17 protein-coding genes are annotated in these 19277 nt (G+C 57.5%); 5 read left to right on the top strand and 12 right to left on the bottom strand.

Features of this window, described 5'->3' with window-relative positions; translation table 11 throughout:
* Positions 1 to 31: 31 nt before the first annotated feature.
* From FHR99_RS06050 to FHR99_RS06040, 3 genes are read left to right on the top strand one after another with little or no spacing between them, the layout of a single operon-like run.
* A complete protein-coding gene (locus FHR99_RS06050; protein ID WP_183409616.1) occupies positions 32 to 4378 on the top strand; it encodes a cobaltochelatase subunit CobN in 4347 nt (1448 codons plus the stop codon).
* Between the two features lie 12 nt (positions 4379 to 4390).
* Positions 4391 to 4843, top strand: a complete 453-nt coding sequence (locus FHR99_RS06045; RefSeq protein WP_183409615.1) for a MotA/TolQ/ExbB proton channel family protein — start codon at positions 4391 to 4393, stop codon at positions 4841 to 4843.
* Complete coding sequence (locus FHR99_RS06040) at positions 4836 to 5138, top strand: DUF2149 domain-containing protein (RefSeq protein WP_183409614.1); 303 nt, start codon at positions 4836 to 4838, stop codon at positions 5136 to 5138. The genes FHR99_RS06045 and FHR99_RS06040 overlap by 8 nt, the downstream gene beginning before the upstream one ends.
* A gap of 4 nt (positions 5139 to 5142) precedes the next feature.
* Here the strand turns inward: FHR99_RS06040 and FHR99_RS06035 are convergent, their stop codons facing one another.
* The 5 genes from FHR99_RS06035 to FHR99_RS06015 form a co-directional block, all read right to left on the bottom strand.
* A complete protein-coding gene (locus FHR99_RS06035) occupies positions 5143 to 5805 on the bottom strand; it encodes a class II aldolase/adducin family protein (RefSeq protein WP_183409613.1) in 663 nt (220 codons plus the stop codon).
* Entirely contained in the window at positions 5805 to 6698 is an 894-nt protein-coding gene (gene htpX, locus FHR99_RS06030) for a protease HtpX (protein ID WP_183409612.1), read from the bottom strand. The genes FHR99_RS06035 and htpX overlap by 1 nt, the downstream gene beginning before the upstream one ends.
* Positions 6699 to 6731: 33 nt before the next feature.
* Positions 6732 to 7025 (bottom strand): hypothetical protein, encoded by a 294-nt coding sequence (locus FHR99_RS06025; RefSeq protein ID WP_183409611.1) that lies wholly within the window; start codon positions 7023 to 7025, stop codon positions 6732 to 6734.
* 78 nt (positions 7026 to 7103) lie between these two features.
* A complete protein-coding gene (locus FHR99_RS06020; RefSeq protein ID WP_183409610.1) occupies positions 7104 to 7826 on the bottom strand; it encodes a DnaJ domain-containing protein in 723 nt (240 codons plus the stop codon).
* Positions 7826 to 8506 (bottom strand): VWA domain-containing protein, encoded by a 681-nt coding sequence (locus tag FHR99_RS06015; RefSeq protein ID WP_183409609.1) that lies wholly within the window; start codon positions 8504 to 8506, stop codon positions 7826 to 7828. Before FHR99_RS06015 ends, FHR99_RS06020 begins: the two co-directional genes overlap by 1 nt.
* Before the next feature lie 75 nt (positions 8507 to 8581).
* Here FHR99_RS06015 and FHR99_RS06010 point away from each other — a divergent pair, with 75 nt between their 5' ends.
* Positions 8582 to 9550: a type II secretion system F family protein gene (locus FHR99_RS06010; protein ID WP_183409608.1), complete on the top strand. Its 969-nt coding sequence runs from the start codon at positions 8582 to 8584 to the stop codon at positions 9548 to 9550.
* Here FHR99_RS06010 and FHR99_RS06005 read toward each other — a convergent pair.
* A complete protein-coding gene (locus FHR99_RS06005) occupies positions 9531 to 9737 on the bottom strand; it encodes a hypothetical protein (protein ID WP_183409607.1) in 207 nt (68 codons plus the stop codon). The genes FHR99_RS06010 and FHR99_RS06005 overlap by 20 nt on opposite strands.
* A 245-nt stretch (positions 9738 to 9982) precedes the next feature.
* On the opposite strand from FHR99_RS06005, the gene FHR99_RS06000 reads away from it, so the two are divergent.
* Complete coding sequence (locus FHR99_RS06000; RefSeq protein WP_183409606.1) at positions 9983 to 11143, top strand: type III PLP-dependent enzyme; 1161 nt, start codon at positions 9983 to 9985, stop codon at positions 11141 to 11143.
* 43 nt (positions 11144 to 11186) lie between these two features.
* On the opposite strand, the gene holA is transcribed toward FHR99_RS06000, so the two are convergent.
* From holA to FHR99_RS05970, 6 genes are all read right to left on the bottom strand, one after another.
* On the bottom strand, positions 11187 to 12203 hold the full coding sequence (gene holA / locus FHR99_RS05995; RefSeq protein ID WP_183409605.1) for a DNA polymerase III subunit delta: 1017 nt from the start codon (positions 12201 to 12203) through the stop codon (positions 11187 to 11189).
* The gene (locus FHR99_RS05990; RefSeq protein ID WP_183409604.1) at positions 12200 to 12700 is read right to left on the bottom strand and encodes an LPS-assembly lipoprotein LptE; all 501 of its coding nucleotides are present in this window, start codon (positions 12698 to 12700) and stop codon (positions 12200 to 12202) included. Before FHR99_RS05990 ends, holA begins: the two co-directional genes overlap by 4 nt.
* A gap of 8 nt (positions 12701 to 12708) precedes the next feature.
* Positions 12709 to 15156, bottom strand: coding sequence for a leucine--tRNA ligase (gene leuS / locus FHR99_RS05985; RefSeq protein WP_183409603.1), 2448 nt, complete (start codon positions 15154 to 15156; stop codon positions 12709 to 12711).
* A 92-nt stretch (positions 15157 to 15248) separates the two neighbouring features.
* On the bottom strand, positions 15249 to 16739 hold the full coding sequence (lnt, locus tag FHR99_RS05980; RefSeq protein WP_183409602.1) for an apolipoprotein N-acyltransferase: 1491 nt from the start codon (positions 16737 to 16739) through the stop codon (positions 15249 to 15251).
* A gap of 59 nt (positions 16740 to 16798) precedes the next feature.
* Complete coding sequence (locus FHR99_RS05975; RefSeq protein WP_183409601.1) at positions 16799 to 18340, bottom strand: FMN-binding glutamate synthase family protein; 1542 nt, start codon at positions 18338 to 18340, stop codon at positions 16799 to 16801.
* Positions 18341 to 18394: 54 nt separating this feature from the next.
* Entirely contained in the window at positions 18395 to 19267 is an 873-nt protein-coding gene (locus tag FHR99_RS05970) for a CorC family transporter (RefSeq protein WP_183409600.1), read from the bottom strand.
* Positions 19268 to 19277: the final 10 nt, after the last annotated feature.

Here is a 19277-nt window from a genome sequence, read left to right as displayed (position 1 = left end):
CGCAAAGGTGCACCGCAATCGAGGCTTCTGGATGAATGACTTAAGTAAGTGGATAACCCTCCTGCTGGCTGCGTGTCTGCTGACATTGCAATCCGGATGGGCCGTATCTGCTCAATCGTCGGTTCTGGCTCTAGTCTCCGAGCGCTCGGCACCTACGCTGGTAGCTGGTGCGCATCAAATTCTCGATAGAGACCCCGGTCAGCGTATTTCGGTGCGAACACTCGAGCAGCTTGAGATGCTGTTGGATTCAGAACTTCAGTCGTTGCTTGTTGAACACGACAGTCTGTTGTTGGTTGCGGTATTTGGCGATGTCGTGGATCGCTTGCTGGCGCTGTCTTATCCCAAAAACCAGCAGCGCTTTGTGATTCACAGCGACCGTCGTCTGTTTCTGTTACAGCAGGACCGCCAGGGTCAGATCTTCAGAAATGGCCTGCCGGAAGCGGTTGTGGGTGACCGCGAAGCGGTACTGAATACACAGACGCTTGCGCAGAAACAGCGTGATTTCCCGGGTTTCCGTGATTGGCTGCAGGTTAGGGCCTACTGGGTGAACCGCTCGGTAACCAACGCGGCGTCGATGTTTGAATTTATCCGCTCACGCGGTCAGCAGATGCCCTTGCTGGAAGTGATTGCACCGCTCCGTGTTGCTCTGCACGACGCGGACAGTGTGCTTTGGCTTGCGCCAGACAAGCTTGCCAGCAAACTAGACCGCAAGCGCCCGCTGATCTGGTTACTGGATCATGACAGCGCAGATCTGTCCGGCGAGTGGGCGCTCCATCGTCGCTACTGCGCTGCGCTCAATGCCCAGTGTGTCTCTCTACTGGCAGGTTGGGGGCAACCGAGCGTCGAGGCGGTGGCCTTGATCAATTCCACCAAGACGCACGCTGGTCAGGTAATTGTCAGTCTTCAGGATTTTGTTATCGGGGGAGGTGATGGTCGCGCTGAGGTGGATTATCTCCTTGCAGAGATTAATCTGCCGGTGATGAAAGGCCTGCGGCTGACGGACCTGAGTGCGGCGGATTATGCGCTGTCCAATCAAGGTGTGCCGAGAGATTCCGTTCACTATCGCGTGGCCATGCCGGAACTGCAGGGTGTAAGCCAGCCAGCGATTCTGGCACTGGCAAGCCAGACGGAGGAAGATGAACGCACCGGTGCGCGTATCAGCCAAACTAAACCGCTCGGTGGGGCTGTTGAGGCACACGCCCGCCGCGCCGAAAGCTGGCTGCGATTGCAAGGCAAAGCCAATGCCGATAAGCGTATTGCCATTGTCTACTACAATCATCCGCCCGGTCGTCACAATATTGGTGCTGATAACCTCAATGTGCCGGAAAGCCTGTTGGAAATACTGCGTGCTTTGAAAGCAGCTGGCTACGACACCGGCCCACTGCCTAAAGATGCCGAGGTTCTGCTGGATAGCTTGCAGGAACAAGGTGTCAATTTGCCCAACGATCGCGAGGCGCTGGCTGCGATGAGCAAGCGCGCGGTTACGCTGAGTGCCGAGACGTATTCCGAGTGGTTCAAGACACTGCCCGCCAGTGTTCAGGCGGAGATGACCGATGGTCCACTGGCGCAACTTGCAGTGCGCCTGCGCGAGGGTGCGGTAGAGGCGCTGCAGCTTGATTCTCTCTCAGAACGACAGCGCAGGTTGGCCCTGTTAAAGGATGTCTTACATAACGTTGTCACCGATGTTCACCATGCCCTCGATGGCTTGCGGCACCCTGGTAGGACGCGGGCACTGGCCTTGCTCGATCAGCTCGAAAACGCCTATGAAGATCTATTGAATGATGCCGCGCGGGGGCAAGCGATTTCCCTCCCGTGGCAGAAAGCAGAAACCCCGCTACGGGCACTGATCAATTTAAATATCGAAGGCTTGCGCGGTTGGGGACAGGCACCGGGTAAAGTCATGGTCTGGCAGAATCAATTGCTGATCCCCGGGCTCCAGTTCGGCAAGGTCTTTATCGGCCCGCAGCCACCTCGAGGTTGGGAGATACACGAGGAGCTGCTGCATGCCAATCTGTCTTTCCCGCCACCGCACCAGTATCTCGCCTTTTATCATTATCTACGTGATGTTTTTCGGGCGGATGCCATGGTTCATGTGGGTCGACACTCAACCTATGAGTTCATGCCGCGCCGCAGTGTCGGTCTGGACGAAGATGATTATCCGGCGCTGGTTGCGGGTGAAGTTCCGGGCATCTACCCCTACATCGTTGACGGGGTGGGTGAGGGTATTCAGGCCAAGCGTCGCGGGCAGGCGGTGATGGTCGATCATTTGACGCCGCCTTTGGCGGCGACTGAACTCTACGACGATCTTCTGGAATTGCGGCAATTGATCGAAAGCGCCGAGGCGGCTGGAGATGCGAGCACTCGCTCACGGGCCGTCTCAACCATGCGCCAGCGCATCGATGAAATGAACTTGCGCGAGGAATTGGTCGCGAGCATGGATGAGGAGCTTGCAGTACGCGGCGTCGGTTTTGACGACGTCGATGAAGAGTTCCTCTTACACGAAGTCGGGCATTATCTCACCAACTTGCAGGAAGCCTTTATGCCGCTGGGGCTTCACGTGTTTGGCCGAGACTGGTCAGACGAAGGCGTCGAAACCCTGCTGGAGTCCATGGTACAGGGGACTACCGACAGCAATTCCCGGGCGCGTTGGAAGGAAAATCTGATCCGCTCCCCCGCAGCTGAAATGCAGGCCCTGCTGGCGGGTTTGAATGGCCGCTTCGTGAAACCGGGTAAGGGCAATGATCCGATCCGTACCCCAGAGGCCTTGCCCACCGGGCGTAACTTCTATGCTTTGGATGGGAGCCTCCTGCCGACCCGTGTGGGCTTTGAACAGGGCAGTGAGCTGGCCGGCGCGGTGTTGAAAGGGGAGACCTTGGACATTGACGGGTTAGTGCCGGGTCAGCGCAATAAACAGGGTGTGATTTTGTGGGCATCCGATGCGGTACGTGATGAAGGCGCAATGATTGCCTTTGGTATGAAGCTGCTCGGCGTGCGCCCAGTCTGGAACAGTCGTGGGATTATCAAAGGCTTGGAGAGGCTGCCGCTTGGGGCAGAGCAATCCCGCCGCTTGGACGTGGTGTTTACCACCTCGGGCCTGTTCCGTGATCTCTATGGTGAACATCTGGTGTTGCTTGATCGTGCTAGTCTGCTGGCATTGGACGCCAGTGCAGATCTTATTCGCGAAAACTATCCGCTACTAATTCCCGCGCTGGACGCGGCACTTGCGTCGCTCGGCGAATCTCGTGAAGGCGGGCGTGAGCCCTTCGAACGCAATCTGGTTGCGGCTAACTGGGTCGATGAGGCGCGGGAGTTGTTGAGTGCCTCGCCGGGTGCCGCCACTGAAGCCGGTCGTCAGGCCAGTTTGCGAGTCTTCGGTATTGCTCCCGGCGCCTACGGTGCCGGTATCAATCGTTTGGCAGAGCGCTCTGGTGCCTGGAATGATCGCGAGCAACTGGCAGAGGTCTTTATCAAACGGATGGGGCATGCCTATGGCGGAGGTTTGTCCGGTGAAGCGGTGCAGCCCCTGTTTGAGAAGCAGCTAGAGGGGATTTCCAATACCTACCTGGGTCGTGCCAGCAACCTCTATGGTTTGATCGACAACAACGACGCTTTTGATTATCTCGGTGGCTTGAATATGGCCGTCGAAAAAATTAGCGGCAGTCAGCCGGACAGTGCTGTGATCAACCACGCCAACGCGGATCGGGCCCGCATAGAAGCACTGGAAACCGCACTACTCAGTGAGCTGCGCGGGCGTTTTCTGAACCCGCAATGGATCAAGCCTCTGATGGAAGAGGGTTATGCCGGTGCCCGCACGATGGGTAGCGAGTTTGTGGAGTACCTCTGGGGCTGGCAGGTGACCAGCCCCGACATTATTCGTGATGAAGCCTGGGAGTCTGTGAAAGCCGTTTACGTCGATGACAGTCATGAACTGGGGCTGGACGAGTTTCTGGGTGAGGGCCACCGTCGCCACGTTCAGACCAATATGCTGGCCATCATGCTGGTCGCCATCGACAAAGGTTTCTGGGAAGCTGGCGAAGCGACACAGCAGCAGCTGGCCCGTCAGTTTGCCGACAACGTCTTAGTCGATGGCCTGCCCGGCAGTGGTCATACCCACCCCAACCATCCGGTCTTCGAACGCATCAAGACTTTGCTCGAATCTGATCAGGCCGAGGCTTTGGAGCAGGTGCTGGCGCGGGCTCGAATTCCCGAGTCGCAGGAAGGTGGTAGTGAGATGGTGCGGGTGGCTGAACTGCGGGACGTTACGGCAGCCGCTAACGAAAAGGGCGAGGCGGCGACACAAACCTTGTTGTGGCTGCTTACGCTAATTACGGCTGGGTTAGTGATCGTCGGATTCTGGCGTGGTCGCCGGGCACATTAAGAGGAGAATTCAATGTTTGCTGGTTATTCACTGAGCCTGCTTCATCAGATTACCAGTGTGCTATTGGAGCCTGTAATCTGGGCTCTGCTGTTTTTTCTCGCACTGGCATTCTACGAGGTTGGACTCGCCGTTGGCGAACGTTTCGGCGGTATCGCCCGTATTCGTGAGCAGGGGCACAAGGCGCTGATGCGAACCGGTCGTCGCCGCATTGAACGCGCGGATTTCATCACCCGGCTTGCCCCCATGCTGGGTCTGATGGGAACGCTGATTCCTCTTGGGCCCGGATTAGCAGCCCTTGGGGAGGGGGAGCTTAAGGTGCTGACTACAGCGATGATGGCAGCCTTTGATACCACGGTGATCGGCCTGCTCGCCGGTATGATCGGTTTTGTGCTGGGGCGTTTGAGGCGCCGATGGTATGACGCGGCGCTGGAGTCCCTTCAAAGTCGGGCCGAACATCATGGATAAGTGGCGCCGCTCGTCTTTTCTGGATCACGAGGAAGACCCCCTCGGGCCGCTGGCCAATCTGGTGGACATTATTCTGGTATTTGCCTGCGGCTTGATCGCCGCACTGGTGTCTTTCAGTCCAGAGCTGCAGCGACACTTTGCTGTACAGCGTGAACTCAATCTTGAAGTCGGGCGAGAGTTACCTTCTGTGCCACAGGCGGTGCAGGAACAATTGGATGGCGGAGAGGGTTACGAATCGTTGGGGCAGGTCTACCGTGATCCGGAAACAGGCAAACTGATTTTGATCGACAACTAGCGTTTCAGGTGTGCTGGCCCGGCTGCTGACCATAGCCAGAAAACTTCTCCAGCACCTCTGCCATCTCTTCTCGGGTGAGCAAGCTTGGTTCGCCCAGTGTGAGACATTGGTAATAACCCGCGGCCAGATCCTCCACCTGAATCGCCAGTGCCAGCGCCTGCTCCGATGTTGCGCCCAGTGCTATCTGACCGTGATTGGCCATCAGGCAGGCTTTGCGATCCTTCAATGCGTTAACTACGGCTTCGGCCAGCGCTTCGGTACCGAAGGTGGCGTAGTCGGCCAGGCGAATGGAGTCGCCGCCAGCCATGGCAATCATGTAGTGATAGGCGGGAATGCTTTTGCGCAGGCAGGCTAGGGTGGTGGCGTAGCGCGAGTGGCAGTGAACAATACCGCCAATCTCAGGCCGCTCACAGTAAAGGGCGAAATGCATATGCCATTCACTGGAGGGCTTCAGTGCCCCGGCTTCTGGAGCGCCTTCGCTGTCGATAAACACCACATCAGCGGGCTGGATCTGGGAACAGACGGCGCCGGTCGGAGAAATCAACAGGCCCCCATCGACACGGACAGAGGCGTTTCCTGTGCTACCCGGGCTAAGCCGGGCATCGGCAAGGGCGTGCAGCGTTTCACACAGTTCCCTGCGGGCTGCGCTGAAACGCTGCTTGCTCATTAGCGAGGGCCTTGGCGCAGCGCTTCAATCCGTTTTTCCAGCGGCGGGTGGCTGCTGAACAATTCCGCCAGCGATTGACCTTTGGCTTTGCGAATACCAAAGGCAGTCAGTTCGCCGGGCATGTCGCCCGGATCAACACCCTGTTCAGCCTGCAGGCGTTGCAGGGCGGCGATCATGGATTGACGGTCGGCCAGTGTCGCACCAGCGTGATCCGCACGGAATTCACGCCAGCGGGAAAACCACATCACGATGGCAGAGGCCAAAATCGCCAGAAGCATTTCGGTGATCATGACCACAATGTAGTAGCCGAAGCTGTAGCCGCGCTCGGTTTTGAAGACCACACGGTCAATGGTGTGGCCTATTACGCGGGCGAAGAACATCACGAAGGTGTTTACCACGCCCTGAATCAGGGTGAGGGTCACCATGTCGCCATTGGCGACGTGACCGATTTCGTGGGCCAGCACGGCGCGTACTTCTTCCGGGCGAAAGCGTTGCAGCAAGCCTTGAGATACGGCGACCAGCGCATCGTTGCGGTTCCAGCCGGTGGCAAAGGCGTTGGAACTGTGGGAAGGGAAGATACCCACTTCCGGCATTTTGATACCGGCCTTGTCAGATAGTTCTTTTACTGTCTGCATCAGCCACTGTTCCTCGCGGGTGCGCGGGTTGGTGATGATCTGGGTGCCGGTGCTGCGCTTGGCCATCCACTTGGAGATGAATAGCGAGATCAGCGAGCCGGACATGCCGAAGATGCCGCAGAAGATCAGCAGCGCGGTCAGGTTTAAGTCGACGCCGTTGGCCTGCAGGTAGCCGGAAAAGCCCAGCAGGTTGAGGACGGTGCTGGCCACAATCAGGATGGCCATGTTGGTCAGGAGAAAAAGAGCAATTCTGAGCATCGAAGTTTTCCGTAAGCCTTATGCGGCAGAGAGTCAAACAGAGATATGGGGGTTGTCGGGGCTGCTTTCAAGCTCTTCGGCGTCTTCTTCGCCGCTCATGGGCAGTGGTACCGATGACGCCTCAACTACCGGGTTGCCGAAGTCGTCGACCTCGCATTCCAGATAGTGGGCGCGCAGTTCAATATCCTTGGAGCTGAGTTCAAAGACCATATTGATGGCATCAACTTTGTCCTGGCAGCGAAACACAATGCGGCGGTCCCGGCCATCGGTCCATTCCTTATTCTTGCCGAGAAAGTGGCCATGCTGGTTTTGAATCACAAAGGTCATCCGAGTGTCCTCAAGGTTACTTCAACTACAGATTAATTCGGCGTTAGGCCGCGCTGACTATTGTCCCTGACAAGCAGCTTACTCGTCGAGCAGGGTATCTTTGGCCAGATTGATTTGCGCCGCCAGATAATCATTGCCACCGCGGTCCGGGTGCAGTTTCTGCATCAGGCTGCGATGGGCTTTGATAATGTCGTCGCGACTCGCACCCTCACTCAGACCCAATACGGACAGAGCTTGTTCCCGGTTCATCGGACCTTGATTGCCCGAACTTCGTCCGTCCCGTTTATTCCAGTCCTTGCCAAAGCGGCGGCTCAGATAGGTATCGAGCAGCTCGGCAGATTCCCGGTCCACCTGACATTCCACAAACAGCTGAGTGAGCTCTTCGAGTGACAGCTCATTCAGCGTGCGGCCGCTGAAATCACCCTGCCGCACTTCGCCATCCAAAGCGCCGCTATCGTGATCCATGGTCATATGCAGCCACGGGGTATCGACGGCAGATTGATTGCCGGTAGTGGCACCGCGACCGGCCGCGCCGGCTTTGCGCTGGTGAGCGAGAAAGGGCACCAGGCGGATTAGCAGGGGGAAGGCCTGACGGATAAAGGGCAGTACGGCACCGATCAGTGCGCCGATCCAGTGCACGCGCCCGGTCAGGGACAGCAGCACCAGCGCACCGGCCAGCACCGTGAGTGTCAGGGTTAGGTAGTACTTGCGACGCTCAACCGGGCCTTTCTGGTTGGCCCGACGAACCACCGCGATGATGGCGAACAGTACCGCGCCCGCCAGCAATAAACGCAAAATCACTACAACTGCTCCAGAAGATGTCTGGCCGCATTATCCGGTAATTTGCGCAGCGCATCCACGCCGCCGGCGGCAAAGCTGGCCACCGCACGCAGCAGTGCTTTCAACAGAGCGGCGCTGGCGGCATCAAAACGGGCGTAGGCGCCGCCGCTGAGTTTGCACAGACGCTTGAAACAGCGCGCTACGTCCGCGTCGTCGCCCTCCTGAAATAGAAACAGGGGCAGTTTGCGCAGCCCGCATTCGCCGGCCAGTGCACAGAGTTCGTCCACGGATTCTTCGACGGCGTCTCCAATAAAGATGACGGCGCGCAGCCGTCCTCGCTGATGCTCTTCGAGACAATGACGCAGCAGCGCGCGGACTTGGGTATATCCCGCCACGCAGCGCACACTGGCCATCTGATCGTGCAGGGTCGCAGGCGAAGAACCCCAGGGGCTAGCGTAGAATTCCCCTAGCCCGCGGTAGTAGCACAGTTGAATGGCGAGGCCGCCGAGATCGCGGGTGGCGCTGAACATTTCGCCGTGAAGGGCACAGGCCTGCGTCCAAGTGGCTTGGCGGCTGGCGGTGGCATCTAGCGCGAAGATCAGGCGCTGGTTATCAGCCTTTGCGGGGAGGGTGTTTGCTTTGTCCAGAAAACGGCTGATTTCCGCAGAAGACGAGCGTTTTTGCGGAAATTGCTTTGCCATCGAATCTCTCCCCATGTCAGTTGCGGCTGGCTGTGCTAAAGTCGCCCCCAATTATAGCGATAATAAACTGGCAATATGGATTACAGCCTCTCGACCACCATGGAACTTCAAGAACTGACCAGTCAACACCGCGCCAATCTCTTTTCTGCGCTCAGCGAGCAGCAGACCGGCGACAGTGATTGGGATCAAGTATTTGCCCTCATGCGCCACGGCCAACAGGTCGCGGAACGCGCGGAATTAAGCGACCTGGCGGAGCAGTTTGCTGCTGGCCAGGAGCTGGTCATCGATGAGCTGAAAAAGGGCGGTCAGTTTTACGACTGGGAGTTGCAGTTCATGCAGCTGGGGATGGCCACCGGAGCGCTATCGGCGGTCTACGATCGCATTTCTGCACACTACCGCCTACTTGGGGCTTTTCTTGACGAGCTGCGCCGCAATCTGTGGATGCCGGCGCTGATCATGCTCTGCTTTGCCATCGGCATACCCACCTTTGCCTGGCTGCTGGGAGAAATGGGGCTGTATCAGGCGCTTGGCAATGTGGTGCTGGCGATGATTCCCGGGGTGCTGCTGGCCTGCATTGTGCCGCTGACACTGGTGTCCTATCGCGCGGGCTGGATGCCGCAAGCCTTGCGGCGGGCAGCGTTTCACTTGCCGGGTATCGGCAACCTGCTGGCGCGCTACCAGACCTTCCATTTTCTGAGTCATCTGAACTTGTGTGTGGCAGCGGGTTTTCCTGTGTCACAGGCGCTGAAGCAGTCGGCCCGGCGCATGCCACCCACGCCGATGAAGCCGCGCTATCTCTCGCTGTATAAGGCGGTAAGTCAGGGCGGCAAGCTGTCGGCTGCACTGCAGGAGAGTCACCTGATCGTGGGCGTGAATATGCCGCAGCTGCAGGCCGGTTCGACGGTGCAGGATGCGCAAGTAGCGCTGACTCGAGCGGTGTATGAGGATTGCGTGGAGCAGGCCGCGTTCTGGACGCGCACCCTGCCGTGGCTGTTGCTGGCCTTGCTGCCCTACGTGGCTCTGATTAATGTCTGGTCGCTGTAGATGGCGCCAACACACGCTTCTTGCCACTGAGGGCTTCCATCTGCTCGAGATAGTGTTGACGGGCAATTAGCTCGGTCTCGATTTTGCGCCGCTCACGGGCACTGTCCCATTCGTCGTTTTTTAATAAATCCAAGAGTTTACGGCTACAAAGAGCTTTAACGTCCAGTTCTTTTTCCTGTGTTTTCATGACGCTTCCTTTTTGATGTCTCTTCCTTCTGGTGTGCTGTAGTCTGCGTGCTATAAATGACATTCGAATGACAGCACAGGTTCCCCATCCACTTCCGGTAAAAGTTGGCGGTCGGAGGGTGAAAAATTACCTTGCGACATTAAAAACATTATTTGCGCTGGTAACTTTTTGCTGTAGGATTCGCGCCCTTTTAGGGGGTGCTAAATCCCCGGCTTACTTAACCTGGCAAAAGCGGGGTTTATACCATGGAGCAGGCAATCCTTCCGGAGAGCAGTTGGCAGCGTATTCGCGAGTTCGCTGCAGACAAACAGACCCCCTGTCTGGTTGTGGATCGCGAGGTTATTCGTGGCAAATACCAGGAACTGCGCGAGGTATTCCCCTTCGCCTCTGTTTACTACGCGGTTAAGGCGAACCCGGATCAGGCGGTTATTGGCTGCCTGGAAGAGATGGGCTCCAACTTCGATATCGCCTCGGTCTATGAGCTGGACAAGCTGCTGTCCCTCGGCGTAAGCGCTGATCGCATGAGCTATGGCAATACCATCAAGAAGGCTCGCGAGATCGAATACGCCTATAACAAGGGCATCCGCATGTTCGCCACCGACAGCGAGTCGGACCTGCGCAACGTTGCCAAATATGCACCGGGCAGCAAGCTCTACGTACGAATTCTGACCGAGGGTACTGAAACCGCTGACTGGCCACTGTCTCGCAAATTCGGCTGTCAGGCCGATATGGCGATTGAGCTGATTGTGCTGGCGAAAGAGCTGGGTTTGGAAGCGGTGGGTATTTCCTTCCATGTCGGGTCGCAGCAGCGTGATATCGGTGCCTGGGACGCGGCGATTGCCAAGGTTCGCTTTATCTTCGACCGTGTGGCGGAGCACGGTATCAAACTTCGTTTGATTAATATGGGCGGTGGACTACCGGCCCTCTACAGCAGCCGTAGTCATGAAATTGACGCCTACGGCGCAGCCATTCGTCGTTTCTTGGATGAAGACTTTGGCGAGGAGCAGCCGGAAATCATCATCGAACCCGGCCGCTCGCTGGTGGGGGAGAGTGGTGTGCTGGTCAGCGAGGTGGTGTTGATCTCGCGCAAATCACGCGATTCGCTCTACCGCTGGGTCTATCTGGATGTGGGCCTGTTCGGTGGCTTGATTGAATCACTGGGCGAGGCGATCAAATACCCGCTGTACTGCGACAAGGCCGGTGACGGTGTCGAGGAAGAGGAAGTGGTACTGGCGGGGCCGACCTGTGACAGCATGGATATTCTCTACGAAGACCACCGCTACTCGTTGCCGCAAACCCTGGAAGCCGGTGATCGCTTGTATTGGCTGTCTACCGGTGCTTACACCACCAGTTACAGCTCGGTGGAATTTAACGGCTTTCCGCCGCTGAAGACTTACGTTATCTAAGTCCCCTCACCCCAACCCTCTTCCTCTGGGAGAGGGGTAGTTTTCAGGCAATCGCCAGTGGTTGCCCCGCCAACCGGCACACCAACTGATCAATCATCTCCCAAGGCTGGCCTTCTCGTTGGCCCTTCAGGCTTAAATCAATCTCTTGCGCCAGTTGTAACAGTTTGGCCAACTCGGCCTCTTTTACTCGCCCCAGCGCCTGTTTGTACAAGGGTTTGCGCTTGTCCCATACCCCGGCGCTGTCGAGCACCCGATCAATGCCGTTGCCGCGGCCGATCTGCTGGGCGCACTGGTAGAGATTGCGAATTTCGCGGTTGATGGCACCCATCAGCGGAATGGCTTCGGCGCCTTCATTGCGCAGGCCGCGCAACATTTTCAGTGCTGTGCTCACCTGGCCGGCGAGAACGCAATCAATCAGCTTGAAGACATCGTAGCGGGGGTTGCTGGCAACGAGGCTGTTCACGGCGTCGCCACTGATCGCGTCACTGCCGACCAGTATTTTCAGTTTTTCCAGCTCCTGCGCAGCCGCGAGCAGGTTGCCTTCAACCCGCTCGGCCAGCAGGCTAATGCCGGTGCGATCAATATTCAGGCCGAGACTCTGAGCCCGCTGTTGCAACCAGCGCGGCAACTGCTGGCGATCAATCGGCCAGATTTGCAGCATGGCGCCATGTTTTTCCACGGCTTTAACCCATTTGGCGCGCTGGGCTGAGCGATCCAGTCGGCCACATTGCACCAAGAGTAGGGTGTCCTGGGTTGCCGTTTCGCAGTAGTCGCACAGGGCTTGCGAGCCTTCCTTACCGAGCTTGCCGTTCAGGCGAAGGTCGAGAATCTTTCGCTCCCCAAACAGTGACATGGACTGACTGGCTGCGGTGAGATGGCCCCAGTTGAATCCAGTATCCACATCCAAGACTTCGCGTTCGGTATAGCCTTGATCGCGAGCCGCCTTGCGAATGGCATCGCAGGCCTCCTGCGCCAGCAGCGGCTCATCGCCGCTGATGACATAGACTGGCAGTAGCGGCGAGGCGAGGTGCTTGCTGAGCTGGTCGGCGCGCAATTTCATTGGGCGGGTGGCTCGAGCTTGTCCAGCCAGCGTGCGAGCAGCAGGGCAATCCGCTGGGCGGTGGCATCTTCCAATTCGTTGATCACGAGCTGCGATTCAATGGAATCGCCCACCGGGTTGTCCGGGTCGGTAAACAGAATGCGCTGTTCGCGAATGCGCTGATTTTGCAGCAGTTGGTCATCCTCACCAAACAGGCTTAGATCCGCTTCAATCAGCAGACGTCGCTCGGCCGTGCGCGCATCGCTGTCGAGCGAAAGCACAGTATCCGTGCGCTCAACCTCGGAGATAACAAAGCGGTAGCTCGCTTCATTGCGCTTTACGGCCTGCAGATTGTACATCGCGATTTGTTGGCTGATGCGTCGGCGCAAGGGGTTGTCAGCGTGTGCCTGAACCACGTGCACTGCCTCGCCCTTGCCGCTCAGCGCCGGGGAGCCACGCAGCTGAAAGCCGCAACCCACCAGAGCGCTAATCAGCAGTACGAGCAGTAAACGAGGCATTGTCACGCTTAGCCCACCACAATATTGACGAGTTTTTGGGGTACCACAATTTCCTTGCGGATGGTTTTGCCGTCGATAAAGCGCAGTACGTTTTCGTTGGCTCGGGCCACTTCCTTGATGCTCTCGGCATCGGCATCGGCTGCGACCTGAATCTTGCCGCGCACCTTGCCGTTTACCTGAACCACCATTTCGATGCTGCTTTTGACCAGCGCGCTTTCGTCCACCTGCGGCCACTGGGCATCGATCACCGCCTCGTCATGGCCGAGCTCCTGCCACAGGCTGTGACAGATATGCGGTACGATAGGCGACAGCAGCACCACGCAGGCTTCCAGTGCCTCGCGCTCAACAGCGGCCTCGCCCTCGAATTTGCCGATGTCATTCAAGAGTTCCATCACGGCGGCAATCGCGGTGTTGAAAGTCAGGCGCTCGGCGTAGTCGTGGCTGACCTTGGCGATGGTTTCATGGGTCTTGCGGCGCAGATCGCGAGCCGCATCGGACAAGCTGTCTTTGTTCAGCGCTTCGGTCGCACTTTTTTCCAGATGACTGTGAACGGCCTTCCATAAACGGCGCAGGAATCGGTTGGCGCCCTCTACGGCAGAGTCTGACCATTCCAGACTTTGTTCGGGCGGTGCGGCAAACATCATAAACAGGCGCACGGTGTCGGCGCCGTATTGTTCGATCATGGCCTGCGGGTCGACGGTATTGCCCTTGGACTTGGACATCTTAGCGCCGTCTTTCAGCACCATGCCCTGACAGAGCAATCGCTTGAAGGGTTCGTCACTATCGACCAGTCCTTCATCGCGCATCAGCTTGTGGAAGAAGCGAGCGTATAACAGGTGAAGAATGGCGTGTTCGATGCCGCCCACATACTGATCCACCGGCAGCCAGTAGTTGGCTTGAGCGGGATCAAGCATGCCGTCGGTAAAGTCGGGGCAGGTGAAACGCGCGTAGTACCAGGACGATTCCATAAAGGTGTCGAAGGTATCGGTTTCGCGCTCGACGGCTTTGCCATCGTGGGTTTCCTTGCGCCACTCGGGGTCAGCTTTGATCGGCGATTGCACGCCGTCCATCTCAACATCTTCCGGCAGCAAAACCGGCAAACGGTCAGCCGGTACCGGAATTTCGCCGCCTTCGGGCAAGTTGAACATGGGGATGGGCGAGCCCCAGTAGCGCTGCCGGGAGACGCCCCAATCACGCAGGCGGTAGTTGGTTTTTACGCTGCCGGCGTTTTTGCCTTCCAGCACACCGGAGATGGCGTTGAAGGCGCCGTCGAAATCCAGACCATCAAATTCACCGGAATTGACCAGCTCGCCTTTCTCGACAAAAGCCTCTTTCTGCAGATCAATCTCGCTGCCATCGGCGGGCGCGACCACCTGTTTGATCGGCAGATCGTATTTGTTTGCAAACTCCCAATCGCGCTGATCGTGGGCCGGTACCGCCATGACCGCGCCGGAGCCGTAATCCATCAATACATAGTTGGCTACCCAAACCGGCACAGGCTTGCCAGTGATGGGATGGATAGCATTGATGCCAGTTGGTAGACCGCGCTTCTCCATCTTCGCCATATCGGCTTCGGCGACGGAGCTGGTTTTGCACTCTTTGATAAAAGCGTTCAGCTCGGAGTTGTCTTTCGCCAGAGCCAGACTGATCGGGTGTTCGGCCGCCAGACTCAGATAGGTCACGCCCATCAGCGTGTCGGGGCGAGTGGTGTAGACGTCGAAGCCATCAATGCCGGCCACTGCATCTTCCAACGTGAAATGCATTTCCACGCCCTGCGAGCGACCGATCCAGTTGCGCTGCATGGTTTTGACCTGCTCGGGCCAGCCGTCGAGCTGATCCAGATCATTCAACAGCTGATCTGCGTAGTCGGTAATGCGGATAAACCACTGGGGAATTTCCTTGCGCTCGACCGGTGTATCGCAGCGCCAGCAACCGCCGTCGATCACCTGTTCGTTGGCCAGCACGGTTTCATCATTGGGGCACCAGTTCACCGCCGAGGTCTTTTTATAGACCAGTCCTTTTTCATACAGACGGGTAAAGAACCACTGCTCCCAGCGATAGTACTCGGGCGTGCAGGTAGCGAACTCGCGATTCCAGTCGTAGCCAAAGCCTAGGGCCTGCAACTGCTCGCGCATATAGCGGATATTTTCGTAGGTCCACTTGGCGGGGGCGGTCTTGTTTTTCACCGCAGCGTTTTCGGCGGGCAGGCCAAAGGCATCCCAACCCATGGGTTGCAGGACGTTTTTGCCGAGCATGCGCTGGTAGCGGGAGATCACGTCGCCGATGGTGTAGTTGCGAACATGGCCCATATGCAGCTTGCCGCTGGGGTAGGGGAACATGCTCAGGCAATAGTATTTTTCGCGGCTGGGGTCGGCTTTAACAGCAAAACTCTGCTGCTCATGCCAGAACTGCTGGACGGCTTTTTCGATCTGATCGGCGTTGTAATGTGTGTTCATGAGTCTCTGTATGGGGCTCTTCTTTAAAGGGCTCAAAGCGGGACGGCGACGTCGGTAAGGTCGCGCATTTTATCAGCTCTGGACAGTGAGTGCTAAAGGCGGCGATTGTCAGGGCGAGTAAAGGCGGCAATAGCCACCAGCGCAAAGCACAGCAGCCAGACCGGCCATGATCCCAGCTGCATGAAAGGCGTGCTGCCGTGACGGCCTTTTACCGTGGTGCTGAGCACGCTGCGCTCAAAGGGGGCGATGCGCTCGCGGACCTTGCCGCGGGCGTCGATTATCGCGGTAGTGCCGGTGCCGGTAGCGCGAATCAGCTCGCGCCCGGTCTCCAGTGCCCGCATTCGGGCCATCTGGAAATGCTGTTTAGGGCCGATGGAACGACCAAACCAGGCATCGTTGGAAACCGTCAGTAGCAGCTCGGCGTCGTTCATCTGATTGACCAGAAAATCCGGGTAGACCACTTCGTAGCAAATGTAGGGCGCGACGGTGTGCTCCTTGATCATCAGCGGTTTTTGCTCGGCGGGACCTTCGGTAAAGCTCGACATGGGCAGATTGAAAAAGCGGATCAGGCCACGCAGCCAATCTTCGAGGGGGACGTACTCGCCAAAGGGCACCAGCCGCTGCTTGGCATAGACGCCGCTGCCGCCGGTCAGCACCGCCAGTGCGTTATAGACGCCTTCGGGCGTGCGCAGGGGGATGCCCGTGACCAGCGCGGTATCACTTTGCTCGGCCATCTCAGCCATCATATCGAGATAGTCCTTGGCGATATGGTAGTAATTGGGAATGGCCGCTTCCGGCCAGATCACCACATCGTGCTGCCCCAGCAGGGGTTGAGTCAGCTCGTCGTAAAGTTTTAGCGTCGGCTCGTAATTCTCCGGCAACCACTTCTGATCCTGAGTGATATTGGCCTGCACTGCTGCGATTTTCAGCTCCCGGCCATTAGCCTCGGTCCATTCCACGCTTTGCAGTGAATAACCCAGTCCCCACAGGGCCACTGCTGCAAGTAGCAAGGCATAGCGACGATAGAGCAGGGCCTGAGCAAGACAGGCGCCGCAGAAATAGACCATCAGGCTCAGCAGAAACACCCCGCCGATCGGAGCCCAGCCCGCCAGAGGTGTATCGATATAGGCATAGCCGAGATAAAGCCAGGGGAAGCCAGTCAGCAACCAAACCCTAATCCACTCTGACAGGAGCCAGATGGCGGCAAAGCCTAGCACGCGCCCGCCGCGGCCATCGCGCAGCCAACGGCAGTAGGCCCAGGCAACCAGCGCCGGAATGCCACCGAGAAATAGACAGAAGATGGCGGTAAAAGCGATGGCCAGCGGCGCCGAGGTAAAGCCGTAGTCGTGGATGGACACATAGATCCACGACACGCCACTCCCAAAAAGGCCTGCGCCATAAGCCCAGCCAAGCGCGAGCGCGCGGCGGGGAGTCGATTTTTCCAGGGCGAGGTTGAGTACGGCGGCGGCTAAAAGACTCAGAGGCCACAAACCGAAGGGCGCAAAGGAGAGTGTTACGGCAACGCCACACAACACCATCGCAATCAGTGAGAGGGTCGTAAGGCTGGCGTTTTTAAGACTCATTCCGTGCGCTCAAAGAGGTTTTTGTCATTCTATCGGTGAGCCTGAAGGCTTCCAAGCGATTAGCGTGTTTTCTCGTGCGAGACGCTCTGAAACAGTCCGGCTTTGGGGCGCGGTTCCGGGTAGAGGATATCCAGCGGTTCAGGAATGCCTCGATCATTAATGATGTGCGCGTGACGGCGCTGCAACTCTCTGGCTTCACGTGCACCGCAGGAGTGAGCGATCACGCCAACTTCCTGCATCAGATTGCTGGCGTAGTTGGCAACCCGCACCGCCTTGCTCTCGGGCACTAAGCCCTTCTGTAGCTCCGGGTTATGCGTTGTTACCCCGGTTGGGCAGGTGTTCTTATTGCACTGCAAAGCCTGAATGCAACCAAGGGCAAACATAAAGCCGCGGGCGGAGACGATAAAGTCAGCGCCCACACACAAAGCCCAGGCCACGTCGGCGGGGTTCACCAGTTTACCCGAGGCAATCACCTTGATGCGCTGGCGCAGATTCCACTCATGGAGCTTGTCGACGACCAGCGGCAGGCTGCGGCGAATCGAGAGGCCGACATAATCCATCAGACTCTGAGGGGCGGCGCCGGTGCCGCCATCGCCACTGTCGATGGTGATAAAATCCGGTGCGCTGTCGAGCCCGCGTTCGGTAATGCGCTGGAACAGCTCATCCAGCCAATGTATGTCTCCCATCACAGCCTTGAAGCCGGTGGGTTTGCCGGTAACGCGCCTGACCCGCACGATCAGGTCGAGCAGCTCATCCACATTGCGCGCCTCGACATGGCCGTTGGGGCTGATGGAATCCTGGCCTTCCGGAATACCGCGAATGGCGGCGATTTCGGCGGTGACTTTGGCGGCGGGGAGAATCCCGCCCTTGCCGGGTTTGGCGCCTTGACTCAATTTGATTTCAAACATTCGCACCGAGTCGTGGCCAGCAACCTCCTTGAGTTTGTCGTCGCTTAGCTGGCCTTCGTGGTCGCGAACACCGTATTTCGCGGTACCCATCTGAAACACCAGATCGCAGTTGCCGCTTAAATGGTAGGGTGACAGACCGCCTTCGCCGGTGTTTAGCCAGATGCCGGCCTGCGCGGCGCCGGACGACAGCGCCTTAACGGCGGGAACGGAAATCGCCCCAAAGCTCATGCCGGAAATATGAAAAAACTTATCGGTGGTGTAGGGCTTCTCACAATAGCCTTCACCGACGGTGACGGCGGAGGCAGGGACGAAGTCTTCTTTTAAGGTGGGAAACGCGGCGTTCAGAAAAAGAACATCATTGGCCTGATTCATCGGATGCGTGGAACCGAAGGCGACGGTGGTATCCACATTTTTGGCTGCGCGATAAACCCACGAACGCTGGGCCCGGTTAAAGGGCAATTCTTCGCGATCCATGGCAAAAAAGTACTGGCGGAAAAACTCGCCGAGGTGTTCAAACAGGTAGCGAAAGCGGCCTATAACGGGGTAGTTTCGGCGGATGGCGTGCTGGGTCTGGCGCACGTCGATCCAGTAGAGGTAGCCAACGTAGATCAGCCCGATAAGCAGGACAAACAGTATGGATAGAACACTGATATCGACCAGAAGCTGGGCGAACTGGTGAAAGCGGTCACTCATAAAGTCAGGCTCAGCAGCAAACAATGAATGCCGCTGAGCCTAGCATTTAGCCGACTACTGAACCAGCTCGGCCTCTTCGACTTCTTCTTCGAGCAGACGCATTCGCAGCAGGTGGATTTGCCGGTTGTCGGCATTGATCACCTTGAACTCGCAACGCTCGATCGTGGCGACTTCATTGCGGCTGGGCAGGTGGCCGAGCTGTTGCAGAATAATACCGCCGATGGTGTCGAACTCTTCGTCGCTGAATTCCGTTTTGAAGGTCTCGTTAAAGTCTTCAATGGGGGTCAGCGCCTTGACGATAAAGTCGTTGTCGGCAATTTTACGAATGAAGGCGTCGTGGTCTTCATCGTACTCGTCTTCAATTTCGCCGACGATCTGCTCCAGCACGTCCTCAATGGTCACGAGACCGGCCACACCACCATACTCGTCGATGACCACGGCCATGTGATTGCGTTTTTCCCTGAAGTCGCGCAGCAGCACATTCACCCGTTTGCTCTCCGGCACCAGCGTGGCCGGACGGAGGATACTCTGCAGGTCGATTTCTTCGGGGTTGGATTTGAGTAGCTGCGGCAAAAGATCTTTTGCCAACAGGATGCCCAGCACTTCATCCGCACTTTCGCCAATCACGGGATAGCGGGAGTGGGCTGATTTGATAATCAGAGAGAGGATTTCGTTGAAGGGCTGATCAACTTTGATCACCACCATCTGCGGACGCGGCACCATTATTTCCCGCGCCTGCATATCCCCTACATTCATTGCACCTTCAATGATGCCGAGTACGTCGCTGTCGATAACCTCGTTCTGACGCGCAATGCGCAGAATATCGACGAGGTCGTCGCGGTTTCTCGGTTCGCCGGCGAAGGCCTGAGCAATTTTTTCGATCCAGGATTTATCGCCTGAATCGTTGCCAGATCGGTCGTCGCTCATGAATTTGTGT

Source organism: Litorivivens lipolytica (assembly GCF_014191715.1).
GTDB lineage: Bacteria > Pseudomonadota > Gammaproteobacteria > Pseudomonadales > Spongiibacteraceae > Litorivivens > Litorivivens lipolytica.
This window is presented reverse-complemented; position numbering and strand designations above follow the sequence as displayed.

Excerpts from the sequence above, each read along its gene's own strand:
- FHR99_RS06050 (WP_183409616.1), top strand. The coding sequence starts at position 32 with ATGAATGACTTAAGTAAGTGGATAACCCTCCTGCTGGCTGCGTGTCTG.
- FHR99_RS06045 (WP_183409615.1), top strand. The coding sequence starts at position 4,391 with ATGTTTGCTGGTTATTCACTGAGCCTGCTTCATCAGATTACCAGTGTG.
- FHR99_RS06040 (WP_183409614.1), top strand. The coding sequence starts at position 4,836 with ATGGATAAGTGGCGCCGCTCGTCTTTTCTGGATCACGAGGAAGACCCC.
- FHR99_RS06035 (WP_183409613.1), bottom strand. The coding sequence starts at position 5,805 with ATGAGCAAGCAGCGTTTCAGCGCAGCCCGCAGGGAACTGTGTGAAACG.
- htpX (WP_183409612.1), bottom strand. The coding sequence starts at position 6,698 with ATGCTCAGAATTGCTCTTTTTCTCCTGACCAACATGGCCATCCTGATT.
- FHR99_RS06025 (WP_183409611.1), bottom strand. The coding sequence starts at position 7,025 with ATGACCTTTGTGATTCAAAACCAGCATGGCCACTTTCTCGGCAAGAAT.
- FHR99_RS06015 (WP_183409609.1), bottom strand. The coding sequence starts at position 8,506 with ATGGCAAAGCAATTTCCGCAAAAACGCTCGTCTTCTGCGGAAATCAGC.
- FHR99_RS06010 (WP_183409608.1), top strand. The coding sequence starts at position 8,582 with ATGGATTACAGCCTCTCGACCACCATGGAACTTCAAGAACTGACCAGT.
- FHR99_RS06005 (WP_183409607.1), bottom strand. The coding sequence starts at position 9,737 with ATGAAAACACAGGAAAAAGAACTGGACGTTAAAGCTCTTTGTAGCCGT.
- FHR99_RS06000 (WP_183409606.1), top strand. The coding sequence starts at position 9,983 with ATGGAGCAGGCAATCCTTCCGGAGAGCAGTTGGCAGCGTATTCGCGAG.
- holA (WP_183409605.1), bottom strand. The coding sequence starts at position 12,203 with ATGAAATTGCGCGCCGACCAGCTCAGCAAGCACCTCGCCTCGCCGCTA.
- FHR99_RS05990 (WP_183409604.1), bottom strand. The coding sequence starts at position 12,700 with ATGCCTCGTTTACTGCTCGTACTGCTGATTAGCGCTCTGGTGGGTTGC.
- leuS (WP_183409603.1), bottom strand. The coding sequence starts at position 15,156 with ATGAACACACATTACAACGCCGATCAGATCGAAAAAGCCGTCCAGCAG.
- lnt (WP_183409602.1), bottom strand. The coding sequence starts at position 16,739 with ATGAGTCTTAAAAACGCCAGCCTTACGACCCTCTCACTGATTGCGATG.
- FHR99_RS05975 (WP_183409601.1), bottom strand. The coding sequence starts at position 18,340 with ATGAGTGACCGCTTTCACCAGTTCGCCCAGCTTCTGGTCGATATCAGT.
- FHR99_RS05970 (WP_183409600.1), bottom strand. The coding sequence starts at position 19,267 with ATGAGCGACGACCGATCTGGCAACGATTCAGGCGATAAATCCTGGATC.